17 protein-coding genes are annotated in these 14,608 nt (G+C 65.5%); 14 read left to right on the top strand and 3 right to left on the bottom strand.

Going from position 1 to position 14,608, the window contains the following annotated elements; translation table 11 throughout:
- Positions 1-33 precede the first annotated feature (33 nt).
- The 3 genes from tsf to ACV7NL_RS09845 form a co-directional block, all read right to left on the bottom strand.
- Positions 34-954, bottom strand: coding sequence for a translation elongation factor Ts (gene tsf / locus ACV7NL_RS09855; protein ID WP_463355546.1), 921 nt, complete (start codon positions 952-954; stop codon positions 34-36).
- Between the two features lie 203 nt (positions 955-1,157).
- Positions 1,158-2,225 (bottom strand): 30S ribosomal protein S2, encoded by a 1,068-nt coding sequence (locus ACV7NL_RS09850; RefSeq protein WP_056190063.1) that lies wholly within the window; start codon positions 2,223-2,225, stop codon positions 1,158-1,160.
- A 197-nt stretch (positions 2,226-2,422) separates the two neighbouring features.
- The gene (locus ACV7NL_RS09845; RefSeq protein WP_463355545.1) at positions 2,423-2,797 is read right to left on the bottom strand and encodes a PH domain-containing protein; all 375 of its coding nucleotides are present in this window, start codon (positions 2,795-2,797) and stop codon (positions 2,423-2,425) included.
- Positions 2,798-2,891: 94 nt separating this feature from the next.
- Between ACV7NL_RS09845 and ACV7NL_RS09840 the strand changes: the two genes are divergently transcribed.
- From ACV7NL_RS09840 to ACV7NL_RS09775, 14 genes are all read left to right on the top strand, one after another.
- Complete coding sequence (locus tag ACV7NL_RS09840) at positions 2,892-3,653, top strand: pyridoxine 5'-phosphate synthase (RefSeq protein WP_463355544.1); 762 nt, start codon at positions 2,892-2,894, stop codon at positions 3,651-3,653.
- Positions 3,650-4,069 (top strand): holo-ACP synthase, encoded by a 420-nt coding sequence (gene acpS, locus ACV7NL_RS09835; RefSeq protein WP_463355543.1) that lies wholly within the window; start codon positions 3,650-3,652, stop codon positions 4,067-4,069. The genes ACV7NL_RS09840 and acpS overlap by 4 nt, the downstream gene beginning before the upstream one ends.
- A 111-nt stretch (positions 4,070-4,180) precedes the next feature.
- Complete coding sequence (gene lepB, locus ACV7NL_RS09830) at positions 4,181-4,981, top strand: signal peptidase I (protein WP_463355542.1); 801 nt, start codon at positions 4,181-4,183, stop codon at positions 4,979-4,981.
- Positions 4,982-4,994: 13 nt separating this feature from the next.
- Positions 4,995-5,789: a ribonuclease III gene (rnc, locus tag ACV7NL_RS09825; RefSeq protein WP_056190055.1), complete on the top strand. Its 795-nt coding sequence runs from the start codon at positions 4,995-4,997 to the stop codon at positions 5,787-5,789.
- Positions 5,782-6,756, top strand: coding sequence for a GTPase Era (gene era, locus ACV7NL_RS09820; protein ID WP_056190120.1), 975 nt, complete (start codon positions 5,782-5,784; stop codon positions 6,754-6,756). Before rnc ends, era begins: the two co-directional genes overlap by 8 nt.
- 129 nt (positions 6,757-6,885) lie before the next feature.
- Positions 6,886-7,806, top strand: coding sequence for a class I SAM-dependent methyltransferase (locus tag ACV7NL_RS09815; protein WP_463355541.1), 921 nt, complete (start codon positions 6,886-6,888; stop codon positions 7,804-7,806).
- Positions 7,807-7,856: 50 nt separating this feature from the next.
- Positions 7,857-8,561: a pseudouridine synthase gene (locus tag ACV7NL_RS09810; RefSeq protein ID WP_463357095.1), complete on the top strand. Its 705-nt coding sequence runs from the start codon at positions 7,857-7,859 to the stop codon at positions 8,559-8,561.
- A 63-nt stretch (positions 8,562-8,624) separates the two neighbouring features.
- On the top strand, positions 8,625-8,888 hold the full coding sequence (locus ACV7NL_RS09805) for a PepSY domain-containing protein (protein ID WP_463355540.1): 264 nt from the start codon (positions 8,625-8,627) through the stop codon (positions 8,886-8,888).
- A 79-nt stretch (positions 8,889-8,967) separates the two neighbouring features.
- The gene (locus ACV7NL_RS09800; RefSeq protein ID WP_463355539.1) at positions 8,968-9,672 is read left to right on the top strand and encodes an MgtC/SapB family protein; all 705 of its coding nucleotides are present in this window, start codon (positions 8,968-8,970) and stop codon (positions 9,670-9,672) included.
- A 358-nt stretch (positions 9,673-10,030) separates the two neighbouring features.
- Positions 10,031-10,510, top strand: coding sequence for a 30S ribosomal protein S6 (rpsF, locus tag ACV7NL_RS09795; RefSeq protein WP_056190048.1), 480 nt, complete (start codon positions 10,031-10,033; stop codon positions 10,508-10,510).
- Positions 10,511-10,513: 3 nt separating this feature from the next.
- The gene (rpsR, locus tag ACV7NL_RS09790) at positions 10,514-10,801 is read left to right on the top strand and encodes a 30S ribosomal protein S18 (protein WP_056173092.1); all 288 of its coding nucleotides are present in this window, start codon (positions 10,514-10,516) and stop codon (positions 10,799-10,801) included.
- 178 nt (positions 10,802-10,979) lie between these two features.
- Entirely contained in the window at positions 10,980-12,047 is a 1,068-nt protein-coding gene (locus ACV7NL_RS09785; protein ID WP_463355538.1) for a DUF2232 domain-containing protein, read from the top strand.
- A gap of 29 nt (positions 12,048-12,076) precedes the next feature.
- Positions 12,077-12,640, top strand: coding sequence for a 50S ribosomal protein L9 (gene rplI / locus ACV7NL_RS09780; protein WP_056190044.1), 564 nt, complete (start codon positions 12,077-12,079; stop codon positions 12,638-12,640).
- A 348-nt stretch (positions 12,641-12,988) separates the two neighbouring features.
- Positions 12,989-14,476, top strand: coding sequence for a replicative DNA helicase (locus ACV7NL_RS09775; RefSeq protein ID WP_056190043.1), 1,488 nt, complete (start codon positions 12,989-12,991; stop codon positions 14,474-14,476).
- Positions 14,477-14,608 lie beyond the last annotated feature (132 nt).

The following is a 14,608-nucleotide window of genomic DNA, read 5'->3' as shown; positions in this document are numbered from 1 at the left end:
ATTTCCGAAGCAAAAAATGCTCGAAATTTCAGATCAGCGTGAAAGGCTCGCGACTTCAGCCGCGAAATCCGGCCCCTCGTCCTTCTCGATACCCTCGCCGAGCGCATAACGCACGAACGCAGTGAGCTTGACCGGCGAACCAGCCTTGCCCTCGGCTTCCTTCAGAACTTGGCTGATCGTCTTGGAGCCGTCGTGGACGAAGGGCTGCTCCAGGAGGGTCACCTCCTTGTAGTAGCTCTTCAGGCCGCTCTCGACGATCTTGGCGAGCACGTTCTCGGGCTTACCGGCGTTTTTCTCACGCAAGATGTTAATCTCGCGGTCGAGCGTACCCTGATCGACGCCAGCAGCATCGAGAGCCACCGGGTTGGTGGCGGCAACGTGCATGGCGATCTGGCGGCCGAGGGTGGAGAGCACCTCGACATCGCCCTCGGACTCGAGCGCGACGAGCACGCCGATCTTGCCAAGACCCTCGACCACCTGGCCATGGACGTAAGAGGCGATAATGCCCTTGGTCACGTCGAGCTTAGCAACTCGGCGCAGAGTCATGTTCTCGCCGATAGTGGCGATGAGGTTGGCGAGACTTTCCTTAACCGTAGTCGTCGCACCCGGGAACGTGGCGGCCTCAAGGCCTTCCAGCGTGCCGTCGGTGTTCAGCGCAAGTTTGGCGGCTTCACGAACGAAAGCCTGGAAGCTGTCATTGCGGGCGACGAAATCGGTCTCCGAATTCACCTCTACGATCGCGGCATGGTGCCCCGCCGACTCGACGGCGACAAGGCCCTCAGCGGCCACGCGGCCAGCCTTCTTGGCGGCCTTGGCGAGGCCCTTCTTGCGCAGCCAATCGACCGCGGCTTCGATGTCGCCGTCGGTCTCGTTCAGAGCGCCCTTGCAGTCCATCATGCCCGCGCCGGTCTTTTCGCGGAGCTCTTTCACCAGTGCGGCGGTGATGTTGGCCATGGCCGGTCCTTTCCGTGTCGTATGAAATACGAAGTGTGATGAAACGCGGGTCGTGCGAAACTTGTGTCCGGCGAAACGCGTCGTGTTTGGTGGGCAAGACACTCTGGAAGCGAATGAGCCCGGCGCTCTCGGAAAGCACCGGGCTTCAGCTTCAATTGTCGGATCTGCCGATGGCGGCCCAATGACGGGCCGCCGATGCGGGATCAGGCGGCGGCAGCGGCCTCGACGAAGCCGCGAGCCTGATCGACCCAGCCATCGCGCCCGATGCGGCCGTTCAGCTTCAGATCGGCATCGACCTTGGCGACATCATCCGCGCTCATCGCAGCAAGCTGCCAGTAGTGATAGATTCCCGCCTCGTTGAGCTTCTGAACGATCTGCGGACCAGCGCCATGGAGCTTGGACAGATCGTCCGGAGCACCGCGAGGGGCCGAAAGCAGTTCGAAGTGCTCGGTCGACTCCACAAGGGCAGCGACGTCGGCTTGCGTGACCGAACCGGACTCGACGGAAGCCGCCGCGTCGTCGTTGGCCGGAAGCTCCTCGGCGACCGGCTCCTCGGAAGCACCGAGATCGATACCCATCGAGCCCTGGCCGCGCGAGATGCCGTCAATGGCAGCACGAGCGATCAGGTCGCAATACAGCGCGATGGCGCGGCCCGCGTCATCGTTGGCCGGCACGACGTAGGTGATGCCGTCCGGGTTGCAGTTGGTGTCAACGATGGCTGCCACCGGGATACCAAGACGCTGGGCCTCCTTGATCGCGAGTTGCTCCTTATTCGTGTCGATCACGAACAGAAGATCAGGCACGCCACCCATATCCTTGATGCCGCCGAGGGCCTTCTCAAGCTTGTCCTTCTCACGGGCCAGCATCAGACGCTCCTTCTTGGTAAGGCCCTGGGCCCCGCCGTCGAGGGTCTCGTCAACCTTGCGCAGGCGCTGGATCGAGCCCGAGATGGTCTTCCAGTTGGTGAGCATGCCGCCGAGCCAGCGGGAGTTGACGTAGTACTGGGCCGAGCGCTTAGCCGCTTCCGCAATGGTGTCAGCTGCCTGGCGCTTCGTGCCGACGAACAGCACGCGGCCGCCCTTGGCCACGGTGTCGCTCACCGCCTGAAGAGCCTGATGGAGGGCCGGCACGGTCTGCGCGAGATCGATGATGTGGATATTGTTGCGCGTCCCGAAGATGTAGGACTGCATTTTCGGGTTCCAGCGATGGGCCTGGTGTCCGAAGTGGGCGCCGGCCTCGAGAAGCTGACGCATGGTAAAATCAACGGCCATGTCTTTGTACTCTCCGGTTGGTACCGCCGCGGAGGAAGCGATCGCGCCTAAGGGCAACGACCACCGGAAACGCCTCATTCAGGCATGAGGCCGACTCCGCGTGTGGAATGGGCGGGGCCTTACCAGAGACCGCACGCTGAGGCAAGATTTCCCCGGCCAGTTCCTCTCAGGGGAAACGCATCGGATACAGGACGGCATCAGCGGATCGATGCAGCGATGGCCTGCTGAATTCCCAGTATGTTGGCGCCCCGCTTCAAGGTCTTGCGGATCGGCTCGGCTCGACCCGAGACCCAGATCGCGAGTTCGGACTCAAGGTTGAAGCTTCCCGCAGTCTCCACCGAGAAAGAGGTGATCGCCCGATAGGGGACTGTCAGGTACGAGACTTTGCGACCTGTAATGCCCTGCTTATCCACAAGGATCAGGCGGCGGTCCGTGAAGACGACCAGGTCGCGAATGATCCGGAAGGCGATCTGAACCGGCTCGCCCTCCGTGAGAACTCCAGCCAGTTGCTCGTTCACCTCCCCGGGCGAGAGGTCGCTGCCATGGCCGAGCAGTCCGTCAAGAAATCCCATCGCGCGTCATATCCCCTGCGACCCAGCATCTCCTATGTAGTGACGCACGCGCCCTTCCATCAGAGTGCAGCGATCCCCTTCGGAGCTATCCGCGATGTCATCCCGTGCCCTGCCTTCAGATCGTCTCCGGCTCGGCGTCAATATCGATCACGTGGCCACAGTCCGGAATGCCCGCGGCGGGACGGCTCCTGATCCGATCCGTGCCGCTCGCGAATCGGTCGCGGCAGGAGCCGACGGCATCACCGCACACCTGCGTGAGGATCGCCGGCACATCCGCGACGCCGATATGGAGACACTCGCCCGCACCCTCACGATTCCGCTCAACTTCGAGATGGCCGCCACCGACGAGATGATCGAGCTGGCAACCCGATTGAGGCCACACGCCGCCTGCCTCGTGCCCGAAAAGCGCGAGGAGCGTACCACCGAGGGCGGGCTCGACATCATCGGGGCTCAGGATTCACTGAGGCCTCGCATCGCACGCCTCGCTGCGGCAGGCATCCGCGTGTCGCTTTTTGTCGAGCCAGACTTGGCCGTGTTGGACACTGCCAAGCGCCTGGGTGCACCCGTCGTGGAGCTTCACACCGGCAGCTACTGCGACGCGGTTGCCGAGGGGAATACGGCCAGGACCGCGCGAGAGCTCGCGCGGATTACCAAGGCGGCAGCCTATGGCTTTGGCATCGGGCTTGAGATCCATGCCGGCCACGGACTCGCTCTCGAAAGCGTCGGGCCGGTGGCCGCCCTGCGCGAGATCGCCGAATTGAACATTGGTCATGCCCTCATCGGCGAAGCTATCTTCGTTGGCTTGGGCCAAGCGATCCGCGATATGCGCGCGGCCATGGAAGAGGCACGCGCATGATCGTCGGCATCGGCTCCGACCTTTGCGACATCCGGCGGATCGAGAAGTCGCTGGAGCGCTACGGCGAACGCTTCACCCACCGGATCTTCACCGAAGCGGAGCGGGCCAAGTGCGATGCTCGCGCGGCGCGCGCTCCGTCCTATGCCCGGCGTTTCGCGGCCAAGGAGGCCTGCTCCAAAGCCCTCGGCACCGGTATCGCGCAAGGAGTGTTCTGGCGCGACATGGAGGTCGTCAATCTACCGGGCGGACGCCCGACCCTCCGGCTCACCGGAGCGGCGGCCGAGCACTTGGCGGCGCTCATGCCGGTCGGTCACCGGCCCAAACTCCACATCACGCTCACGGATGACCCCCCTCTGGCACAGGCCTTCGTGATCATCGAGGCAGTGCCGGACAGCACGCCCGGAACTCAGCCGTGAAGTCGCGTGCGTTGCGGCGCCTATCCGCATGGTCTATGCCGCCGGTCGACCGTCAACGACGGAAGTCGCCCGGAATCCGGGTGCGCGCGTCGGACCGGAGATGGCAGCCAGATGGAACGTGCCCACGTGGATCAGCAGACAAAGCGTGACCTGAAGGCTGCTGATACCAGCACCTGGGCGAGCATCAAGGAGACGCTGAAGGTCGGCGGTCAGGCGCTTCTCATCGCGCTGGTGGTTCGAACGCTCCTCTTCCAGCCCTTCAACATCCCTTCGGGCTCCCTCGTGCCGACGCTTCTGATCGGCGACTATCTGTTTGTATCAAAATATTCCTACGGATATTCGAAATATTCGTTACCCTTGAGCGAATACCTGCCCTTCACGGCCGACGGAAGGATCTGGGCGGCGGAGCCGAAGAGGGGCGACATCGCCGTCTTCAAACTGCCGAAGGACAATTCCACCGATTACATCAAGCGCGTGATCGGTTTGCCGGGTGACAAGATCCAGATGAAAGCCGGCCTCCTCTACATCAACGACGTACTGGTGAAGCGTGAGAAGATCGCACCTTTCGAGACGACGGGCCCCTACGGCGAACAAGCCAAGGCGGAACAATACCTCGAAACCCTGCCCAACGGGATTACCCACCGCGTCATCGAGCGCGATGGCGATAACGGCTACTGGGACAATACCGAGCCCTACACCGTGCCGCAGGGGCGCTTCTTCATGATGGGCGACAATCGCGACAACTCGACGGATTCGCGCGATCTCGCCAGTGTCGGCTTCGTGCCATTCGAAAATTTCGTAGGACGGGCGGAGATGATCTTCTTCTCCATCGACGAGGGCACGCCGGCGTGGCAGATCTGGAACTGGCCGGCGAAGGTTCGCTGGAACCGGCTGTTCACGGCCATCCATTAGGACGTTACGCATTGTGACCGAAGAGGCGCGTCCCTCCAGCCGGGCGCGGCGCGCGCCCCGTCCGAAGCCCGACCTCGCGGTACTCGAGGCGCGGATCGGACACGCTTTTGCCAATCCGAAGCTCCTGCTCCACGCCCTGACGCACGTGAGTAAGGCCGGGGGGAACGGCCGACTCGGCAGCTACCAACGCCTGGAATTCCTCGGCGACCGCGTCCTCGGGCTTGCCATCGGCGACCTCCTCTACGAGGCCTTCCCGGGCGCCGACGAGGGCGAGCTGTCGCGACGCCTTGCGGGGCTTGTGCGGCGTGAAACCTGTGCGTCCGTCGCGACGAGCTGGGACGTCGGTCCGCACCTCGCACTTGGCCCCGGCGAGGTCCAGAGTGGTGGACGTCGCAACCAGACCATCCTGGCCGACGTCTGCGAATCGATCCTCGGTGCAGTGTTCCTCGACGCCGGCTACGAGGTCGCCAAGGCGATCGTCAACGCGGCCTTCACGCCGGACACCGACACCGCCGCTCCGCGCGGTCGCGATGCCAAATCGTCGCTTCAGGAATGGGCTATGGCCCGCGCTCTGCCGATCCCAGTCTACGACGTGGTCGAGCGCTCGGGTCCCGACCATGCGCCGGTGTTCCATATCGCGGTGCGCGTCGAGGGGCTCGAGGTCGGTATCGGCGTCGGTCCCTCGAAACGCCTCGCCGAGCAGGAGGCCGCCCGCCTCGTGCTCGAGCGCGAGATAACCGGCCCCGATCCGGCCCGATCCAAGGAGACGTCGGCGGACGTCGATGAAGGACACGCCTCCGATGCCTGAAGATGATCACGACTTCGACGACGATTTCGCGCCGCCGCCGCTGATCCCGCTGCCGGCCGTGACGATGCCGGAGAATACCACGGCCGGCTTCGTCGCGCTGATCGGTATCCCCAACGCAGGCAAGTCGACCCTTCTGAACAGCCTCGTTGGCACGAAGGTCTCGATCGTGTCGCGGAAAGTGCAGACCACCCGCGCCCTCGTGCGCGGCATCGTCATGCATGAGACCGCGCAGATCATTCTGGTCGATACGCCCGGGATCTTCGCACCCAAACGCCGCCTCGATCGCGCCATGGTCCATTCGGCCTGGAGTGGAGCCTCGGACGCGGATGCGGTCTGCTTGCTGATCGATGCGCGCAAGGGCGTCACCGAAGAGGTCGATGCGATTCTCGCCAAGCTTCCCGACGTGAAGCGCCCGAAGGTTCTGATCTTGAACAAGATCGACCTGATTCCCCGAGATCGGCTACTCGCCCTGGCGGCCTCGCTGAACGAGCGTATCTCCTTCGAACACACCTTCATGGTCTCTGCGCTGAACGGCGATGGCATCGAGACACTGAAATCGACGCTGGCCGGCATGATGCCGAAGAGTCCCTGGCTCTACCCGGAGGATCAGGTCTCGGATGCGCCGATCCGCATGCTGGCGGCGGAGATCACCCGCGAAAAGCTCTACGACCGCCTGCACGAGGAACTGCCCTACCGCTCCACCGTCGAGACCGACCAGTGGCAGCCGCGTCCGGACGGGTCCGTGCGTATCGAGCAGACTATTTTCGTCGAGCGCGAGAGCCAGCGCTCCATCGTTCTCGGCAAGGGCGGGCAGACCATCAAGGCCATCGGACAAGCGGCGCGTCTCGAAATCGCGGAAGCGGCCGAGCAGACGGTACACCTCTTCCTGCACGTGAAGGTACGAGAGAACTGGGCCGACGATCCGGCCCGATACCGAGAGATGGGTCTGGAGTTCCCGCGCGGCTGAGCATGGGCTAAGAGAATGGGAGACCGACCCCGGCGGCGATTCTTGTCGCCTGGTGGGCCGGGCCTCCCGCTTTCCTGTCACGCCCTGAGCCGTCGAGGCGCGCGCGCCGTCGCGCCGGATCCCGTTACGATGTCCACAATGCCTGTCTCGGAAGCCGTTTACGGCGCGCCGCCGCTGGAACTGGTGGAGGTGCCCGACACTGCCGTGCAAGTCTCGCCGTTGGTTCCGGGCGCGGCGCGCTTGGAAGATGTCGCGCCTCATAGCCTCGACCGACTCGGTATGCTGGCACCGGCCGGCACGATCGAGCGGCGCTACGTCCTGGCTCTCGCCCTGAAAGCCCTGAAGCCGGGCGGAGTCCTCACGGCTCTGGCGCCGAAGGATCGCGGGGGAAGCCGGCTGGCCAAGGAACTCACCGGCTTCGGCTGCGCGGTGCAGGAAAATGCGCGCCGCCATCATCGGATCTGCACGGTCGCGTGCCCCGAGAACCTTACCGGACTTGACGAGGCCATTCTCGAGGGCGGGCCGCGTCACATCGACAATCTCGCCCTCTGCACCCAGGCCGGGATCTTCTCCTATGACCGCCTCGATCCTGGTACGGCTCTCCTGCTGGCGAACCTCCCGCCGCTCGCAGGTACCGGCGCCGATTTCGGCTGCGGCCTCGGCATTTTGGCCCGGGCGATTCTGGCTGCGCCGAAGGTGACGGAGCTGACCCTGATCGACATCGACCGGCGCGCCATCGAGATGGCCCGCCGCAACGTCGGCGATCCGCGCGCGAGCCTGCGTTGGGCGGATATCCGCGCCGGTGGCCTCGGGCTGAGCCGTCTGGATTTCGTGGTGATGAACCCGCCCTTCCATGACGGGGGGGCGGAAGACCAGGCCCTGGGCCAAGCCTTCATCGCCCGAGCCGCGGAAGCGCTGCGACCCGGTGGCACTCTCTGGCTGACGGCCAACACCCACCTGCCCTACGAGGCGCCCCTGAACGCGGCCTTCAAGAGCGTGGCACTGAAAGCCTCGGCGGGAGGCTACAAGATCTACGAGGCCCGCCGGTGACGAAACCGCCGAAGATCGTTCACGCACGCCTCGATCGGCTGCTGGCGAATATGGGTTACGGCTCCCGCCGCGAGATCGCGCTCCTAACCCGGGCCGGGCTTGTCGTCCTCGACGGTGCGCCGCTGCGCGACGCCGACCAGCGCATCCCGGTTACGCCGGATTTGGCGCAGCGGATGACGGTCGATGGCGCCCCCCTCGATCCTCCGCCAGGGCTGACCCTGATGCTGCACAAGCCCCTGGGCGTCACCTGCTCACACAAGGAGGCAGGCCCCCTCGTCTATGCTCTGCTGCCGGAGCGCTGGCGCCGGCGCGATCCGGCACTGTCGACGGTCGGACGCCTCGACAAGGAGACCTCGGGCCTGTTGCTCCTCACCGATGACGGCGCGTTGCTGCACCGGATCATCGCGCCCAAGGCCAATGTCGCGAAACGCTACCGCGTCACCCTCGATCGACCCCTCAAGGGCAACGAGGAAGCGGTTTTCGCCTCCGGGACCCTGATGCTCGACGGCGAAGACAAGCCGTTGCTGCCCGTCGAGTTCGTCGCTGAAGACGAGACCGGCGCCGTGGTGACCCTGCACGAGGGGCGCTACCATCAGGTCCGGCGCATGTTCGCGGCCATCGGCAACCACGTCACCGCGCTGCATCGGGACCGCGTCGGTGGTCTCGCCCTACCGGAGGATCTGGCACCCGGCGAGCACCGCATCCTCGGCGAGGCTGAGATTGCGCGCGTGTTTGCGGGATCGGACGAGACCTGATCCGTCCGGAACCGGACGTTTTGCACCCGGTTGGATCAGACAGCACTGATCCAGAGGTGATCCATGATCCGTTTTTCGGCACTCCTCCTCGCCGTGACGCTGAGCACCGGGGCAGCGACCGGTGCGCTGGCCGACACGCCAGGTCCCGACTGGATGCCCGCCGATCAGGTGAAGCAGAAGCTGATGGCGGCGGGATACTCCAGTATCACCGAATTCGAGGCCGATGACGGCCACTGGGAAGGCGAAGGCGTGAAGAACGGCATGAAGATGCAGTTCCACGCCGACCCGAAGACCGGCGCGATCCTGACGGAGAAGCCTGACAAGTAGCTGGTTTGGCGGTGGACCGGTTGCAGCGGCGCAGCAAGTCTTCCTCCATGTTGGTCTCCTGGCACGTTGATTGTCGGGCATGCTGAGCAATATCGACATGATCGGCCGTCTGCTGGTCGCCGCCCTCCTGGGAAGCGTCATCGGATTCGAGCGGGAGCGGCTGATCTGGGCGGCCGGCATGCGGACCCATATGCTGGTCTGCGTTGGCTCATCCCTACTGATGATCGTCTCGGCCTTCGGCTTTTCGGACGTTCTGGGACAGCCGAACATCACGCTCGATCCGTCCCGTGTCGCCGCGCAAGTCGTTTCAGGCATTGGCTTTCTCGGAGCCGGTACCATCCTGCTGCGCGGCGAGGTGGTGAAGGGACTGACGACGGCGGCCAGCCTCTGGGCGGTGGCGGCGATCGGCTTGGCGTCCGGCGGCGGGCTGTTCGTGCCGGCGATAGCGACCACCGCCATCGTGCTGGCGATCCTGGCCGGGATGAAGCCGTTCGAGGAGCGGTATCGCGCCCGTCGCCAGAAGCACGATCTGCGGATCGTCGCCGCCCACGGCGCCCTCACGATGGAGATGATCCGCGTGCTGGCGGGACCCTGCGCGGCGAAGCTGCGGCAGACTGAAATCGCTCGGGGAATACCAGAGGGTTTCGACGAGGTCACACTGTCTCTGGTGCATGTCGACCGACGCGCGGTCGATGCGTTCGCGGAACGGCTGCGTCGCCGCGACGGTGTCCGCAGTGTCGAATCGATCACCCGCGAATCGATCGGACGCGAACCAGACGCCTGATCCGGGCAAGATCTTTTCAGGTCCAGCGAAATCTCCCCGGCTTCCGCGACATCCCGCCGATCGCAGCATGCCCTTTCGCTTTGCCAAACCTTGTCACTCCGAAAAAATTGGTTTATGCGCCAGCCCTCGCGTTCGCTCCGGCTGGGGGCTGAACGGACGGTGTCGATTCCATCGGCATAGGGCAACCCGGAGACGGAGTGTCCATCGTCCCGTGTCTCCGCCTTCGATCAACCGCTCGGGCCTTCAAACGGCTCGAAGGGCTTGGCGCCGGGCGATCTCGCGTGTGAACCGGCCCGACGCTTCCTTTTCCGCACTCCCGCAGTGCCGTCGGGTCCCTTTGGATATGAAGGGCCCGTTAATGCCTCTCTACGAACACGTCTTCCTGGCGCGCCAGGACGTGACGGCCCAGCAGGTCGAGACCATGGTCGAGACCTACAAGGGCGTCATCGAAGCCAATGGCGGCAAGGTCGAGAAGATCGAGATGTGGGGCGTGAAGTCCCTCGCCTACCGCATCAAGAAGAACCGCAAGGCGCACTTTACGCTCCTCAACGTCGACGCCCCCCCGGCGGCGCTCGCCGAGATGGAGCGTCAGATGCAGATCTCCGAGGACGTCCTCCGCTTCATGACCGTCCGCGTCGAAGAGCTCGAGTCCGAGCCGTCGGCGATGATGCAGAAGCGCGACCGCGACGACCGCAAGGATCGTGAGCGCGGCCGTCGTCGTGACGACGAGGGCTTCGGCGGCGGTGGTGGATTCGGCGGCGACCGCGATCGCGGCGACCGGGGTGATCGCGGCGACCGGGGTGACCGCCCCGAGCGCAGCTTCGGCGGGGAGGCTTAAGTCATGGCATTTGGTGCTGGACCCGGTGCACCCGCCGCTGGCGGTGCTGGTGGTGGTGCGGGCGGCGGACGCCGTCCCTTCTTCCGTCGTCGGAAGACCTGCCCCTTCTCGGGCGCGAACGCGCCCAAGATCGACTACAAGGACGTCAAGCTCCTGTCGCGCTACGTCTCCGAGCGCGGCAAGATCGTGCCGTCGCGCATCACGGCGGTGTCCGCCAAGAAGCAGCGCGAGCTCGCCCAGGCGATCAAGCGCGCCCGCTTCCTCGGCTTCCTCCCCTACGTGATCAAGTAAGCGCCCCGGGGCACGCGCGAGCGGCCCCGAGAGCCTGCATCAGCATGTCCCGGATCGGTCCATCCGGTCCGGGACAGGAGATTTCGTACCGGCCGATCCGACAGGGCGGCCGGGAGTCGTTGGGGCGACAGGCGCCTCTAACCCTGCCCGGATCGGGACAGTGGGACAGCGGGATGTGATGGCACAGTACCTCGGCATCGGTATCGGCGCGGGCCTCGTCTCCGCCCTCCTCTTCGGCGTTCTGCTGAAGGCGACAGCGCTCGCGATCCTGCTCTACCTGCTCGCCCCGCTCCCGATCCTGATCGTGGGCCTCGGCTGGAGCCACCGGGCCGCCCTGGTCGCCGCCATCACGGGCGCGCTGGCCCTGGCTGTCGTCGTGCAGCCCTTCCTCGGCCTCGGCTTCTTCGCCTACCTGGCGCTGCCCGCCTGGTGGCTCGCCTACCTGGCGCTTCTCGGCCGTCCCGATGCGGGCGGCACGATGGAATGGTATCCGACCGGCCGCCTCCTCGCCTGGACCGCCGGGACGGCCGGCATCGCTTTCGTGGCCATCGCGGTCATCGCAGCCCCGAGCTACGAGGCCTTTCAGGCGCAGCTCCGCGGCATGACCCGGACGCTGATCCAGGTACGAACCGACCGGGCCGCCAACCCTTCGGCACCGAATCCGGCGACGCCGAAACCCGACGCCGGCACACCGACCGAATCGGGCCAACAGGGCTCGGCGCAACAGGACTCCGCGCAACAGGACGCCCCCCAACAGGACTCCGCTTCACAAGATCCCGCAGAAGCCAGTCGTACCGAGGTCGCCAACGCCCTGGCGGCGATCGCGCCGGGCCTCGCCGCCCACGGCCTCACGGTTCTGCTCACCTTCTATCTCTGGGCGGCGGCCCGAATCGTCCGCGTCTCCGGGCGCCTGCCACGGCCGTGGCCGGACCTCGCCGCTACCATGATGCCGCGACGCGTGCTGGCCGTGCTGCTCGGTGCCCTCCTCCTCGCCCTGGTGCCGGGTTTCCCGGGGGTCCTCGGCATCGCCGTCGCCGGCGCCCTGAGCGCTGCCTTCGCCATGCAGGGGCTCGCGGCCTTCCACGATCGCAGCCGCGGCCGGCCGGGGCGCCTCGCTCTGCTGTTCGGCCTCTACCTGATCCTCTTCTTCACCCAGGGCGTCGCCCTCGCCGCCCTGACCCTGTTCGGCATCGCCGATACCGCCCTCGACCGCCGCCGCCCCACGGGCGCGGCCGGACGACCCTGACCAACCCCAGACCTCAAAGGACGAACACCATGGAAGTCATTCTTCTCGAGCGCGTCGCCAAGCTCGGCCAGATGGGCGAGACCGTGAACGTGAAGCCGGGCTACGCCCGCAACTTCCTCCTCGCCCGCGGCAAGGCCCTGCGCGCCACGGAGAACAACAAGAAGCACTTCGAGACCCAGCGCGCCCAGCTCGAGACCCGCAACCTCGAGCGCAAGTCCGAGGCGCAGGCCGTCGCCGAGACCCTCGAGGGCAAGAGCTTCGTGCTCATCCGCCAGTCGGGCGAGACCGGCGTGCTCTACGGTTCGGTCTCGACCCGCGATCTGGCCGAGGTCGTCACCGCCGACGGCTTCACCGTCGGCCGCGACCAGTTCGCCCTCAACCAGCCGATCAAGACCCTGGGTCTGCACACCGTTCCGGTCGTGCTGCACCCCGAGGTCGAGGTCAGCGTCACCGTCAACGTCGCCCGTTCGCCGGAAGAGGCCGAGCGTCAGGCACGCGGCGAGTCGACCACCGAGCGCGAGGCGTTCAACCTCGACGACCTCGGCCTCGAGGTCGGCGCAGCCCTGGCCGAGGCTGGCGACGACCGCGAGTAAGCGGACCACACACCCGGTGAAGAACGGGGACGAACAGCCTTAATGGTTGACTAGTTCCTCGTTTGTTCCAGCATGGACGCCCGTCATCCGCAAGGATGGCGGGCGTTTCTGCGAGGGGTTTCGCCGGATCCTCCGGGGCGACGCATCCCTGAGAAGAGACGGGCTCGGGAAGAGACGGGCTCGGGAAGAGACGTGGCCGTGAAAGACCGGTCAGCAAAAGACGGGCCCAAGCGCGAATCGGCTAAGGTTCGGCTAACCATGCCGGCGCCATGGTCGGCAGATAGAGAGGCGCGGTGGCGGACCGCCGCGCGGACCATGAAACGAAGAGTCGGAGCCTCGAATCAGCCCATGGCCCTGCCCAACGCCCTGACGGCCAACCTTCAGCCCGTCGCGCAGGAATTCCGCGTCGCGCCGCACAACATCGACGCGGAGCAGGCGCTGCTCGGCGCGATCCTGGTGAACAACGACGCCTATTACCGGATCTCGGACTTCCTCCTCCCCGAACATTTCATGGAGGACGTCCACCGCAAGATTTTCGAGGTGGCCTCCCAGCTCATCAAGGCGGGCAAGCTCGCGACCCCCATCACCCTGAAGACCTACCTGGGCGACGCCGACCTCGGCGGCCAGACGGTGATGCAGTACCTCGCGCGCCTCGCGGCGGAAGCCACCACCGTCATCAACGCGGGCGATTACGGCCGCACCATCTACGACCTCGCCATCCGGCGCCGGCTCATCACCATCGGCGAGGACCTGGTGAACGGCGCCTACGAGGCGCCGGTGGAATCCTCGCCCCGCGACCAGATCGAGGGCACCGAGCGCCGGCTCTACGAACTCGCCGAATCGGGCAAATACGATGGCGGCTTCCAGAAGTTCTCCGACGCCCTGACGGCGGCGGTGGACATGGCCGCCAAGGCCTACCAGCGGGAAGGCAAGCTCTCGGGCGTCGCCACCGGCCTGTCCGACCTTGATGCCAAGATGGGCGGCCTGCAGCGCTCGGATCTCATCATCCTCGCCGGCCGCCCGGCCATGGGCAAGACCTCGCTCGTCACCAACATCGCCTTCAACGTCGCCAAGGCCTACCAGTCCGAGAAGCTGCCGGACGGGCGCACCGAGACCAAGAACGGCGGCATCGTCGGATTCTTCTCCCTCGAAATGTCGGCCGAGCAATTGGCGACCCGTATCATCGCCGAGCAGTCGGGCGTGCCGTCCTACAAGATCCGCCGCGGCGATATTCAGCCGGCCGACTTCTACAAGATCACCGACGCGGCCCGGGACATGCAGACGATCCCGTTCTACATCGACCAGACTGGCGGCATCTCGATCGCCCAGCTCGCCGCCCGCGCCCGCCGCCTCAAGCGGCAGAAGGGCCTCGACCTGCTGATCGTCGACTACCTTCAGCTCCTCTCGGGCTCCGGCAAGCGCAGCGACAACCGCGTCCAGGAGATGACCGAGATCACCACCGGCATGAAGGCCCTGGCCAAGGAGCTGGCGGTGCCGATCATCGCCCTGTCCCAGCTTTCGCGTCAGGTGGAAAACCGCGAGGACAAGCGCCCGCAGCTCGCAGACCTTCGCGAATCGGGCTCGATCGAGCAGGACGCCGACGTGGTGATGTTCGTCTTCCGCGAGGAATACTACGTCAACAACAAGAAGCCCCGCGAAGGCACGGAAGAATTCTTCGCCTGGGAGGCCGAGATGAACCGCGTCCACGGCAAGGCCGAGGTGATCCTGGGCAAGCAGCGCCACGGCCCCACCGGGACCGTCGAACTGCAGTTCGACGCCAACATCACGCGCTTCTCGGACCTCGCTCAGTCCGACCGCCTGCCGGAGCAGATGTGATCTGCCGACCGGAGTGATCAGGAGGGCAGTTGTCCCGGAAGATCGAAGGGACATGAGACGGCCGCAGGTGAATATCCCGAAGTCTGGGAAGCCATGCGCAGTTCGGCCTCTCCTTCCCGCAAGGGCGATGGC

It is taken from the genome of Methylobacterium sp. Ger2507, assembly GCF_055231875.1.
Note: the sequence above shows the minus strand (reverse complement) of the source record. Positions and strands in the feature narration are given on the sequence as shown.

What these genes read in the sequence shown, in the direction of transcription:
- tsf (WP_463355546.1), bottom strand. Translation starts at nt 954, where the DNA reads ATGGCCAACATCACCGCCGCACTGGTGAAAGAGCTCCGCGAAAAGACC.
- ACV7NL_RS09850 (WP_056190063.1), bottom strand. Translation starts at nt 2,225, where the DNA reads ATGGCCGTTGATTTTACCATGCGTCAGCTTCTCGAGGCCGGCGCCCAC.
- ACV7NL_RS09845 (WP_463355545.1), bottom strand. Translation starts at nt 2,797, where the DNA reads ATGGGATTTCTTGACGGACTGCTCGGCCATGGCAGCGACCTCTCGCCC.
- ACV7NL_RS09840 (WP_463355544.1), top strand. Translation starts at nt 2,892, where the DNA reads ATGTCATCCCGTGCCCTGCCTTCAGATCGTCTCCGGCTCGGCGTCAAT.
- acpS (WP_463355543.1), top strand. Translation starts at nt 3,650, where the DNA reads ATGATCGTCGGCATCGGCTCCGACCTTTGCGACATCCGGCGGATCGAG.
- lepB (WP_463355542.1), top strand. Translation starts at nt 4,181, where the DNA reads ATGGAACGTGCCCACGTGGATCAGCAGACAAAGCGTGACCTGAAGGCT.
- era (WP_056190120.1), top strand. Translation starts at nt 5,782, where the DNA reads ATGCCTGAAGATGATCACGACTTCGACGACGATTTCGCGCCGCCGCCG.
- ACV7NL_RS09815 (WP_463355541.1), top strand. Translation starts at nt 6,886, where the DNA reads ATGTCCACAATGCCTGTCTCGGAAGCCGTTTACGGCGCGCCGCCGCTG.
- ACV7NL_RS09810 (WP_463357095.1), top strand. Translation starts at nt 7,857, where the DNA reads ATGGGTTACGGCTCCCGCCGCGAGATCGCGCTCCTAACCCGGGCCGGG.
- ACV7NL_RS09805 (WP_463355540.1), top strand. Translation starts at nt 8,625, where the DNA reads ATGATCCGTTTTTCGGCACTCCTCCTCGCCGTGACGCTGAGCACCGGG.
- ACV7NL_RS09800 (WP_463355539.1), top strand. Translation starts at nt 8,968, where the DNA reads ATGCTGAGCAATATCGACATGATCGGCCGTCTGCTGGTCGCCGCCCTC.
- rpsF (WP_056190048.1), top strand. Translation starts at nt 10,031, where the DNA reads ATGCCTCTCTACGAACACGTCTTCCTGGCGCGCCAGGACGTGACGGCC.
- rpsR (WP_056173092.1), top strand. Translation starts at nt 10,514, where the DNA reads ATGGCATTTGGTGCTGGACCCGGTGCACCCGCCGCTGGCGGTGCTGGT.
- ACV7NL_RS09785 (WP_463355538.1), top strand. Translation starts at nt 10,980, where the DNA reads ATGGCACAGTACCTCGGCATCGGTATCGGCGCGGGCCTCGTCTCCGCC.
- rplI (WP_056190044.1), top strand. Translation starts at nt 12,077, where the DNA reads ATGGAAGTCATTCTTCTCGAGCGCGTCGCCAAGCTCGGCCAGATGGGC.
- ACV7NL_RS09775 (WP_056190043.1), top strand. Translation starts at nt 12,989, where the DNA reads ATGGCCCTGCCCAACGCCCTGACGGCCAACCTTCAGCCCGTCGCGCAG.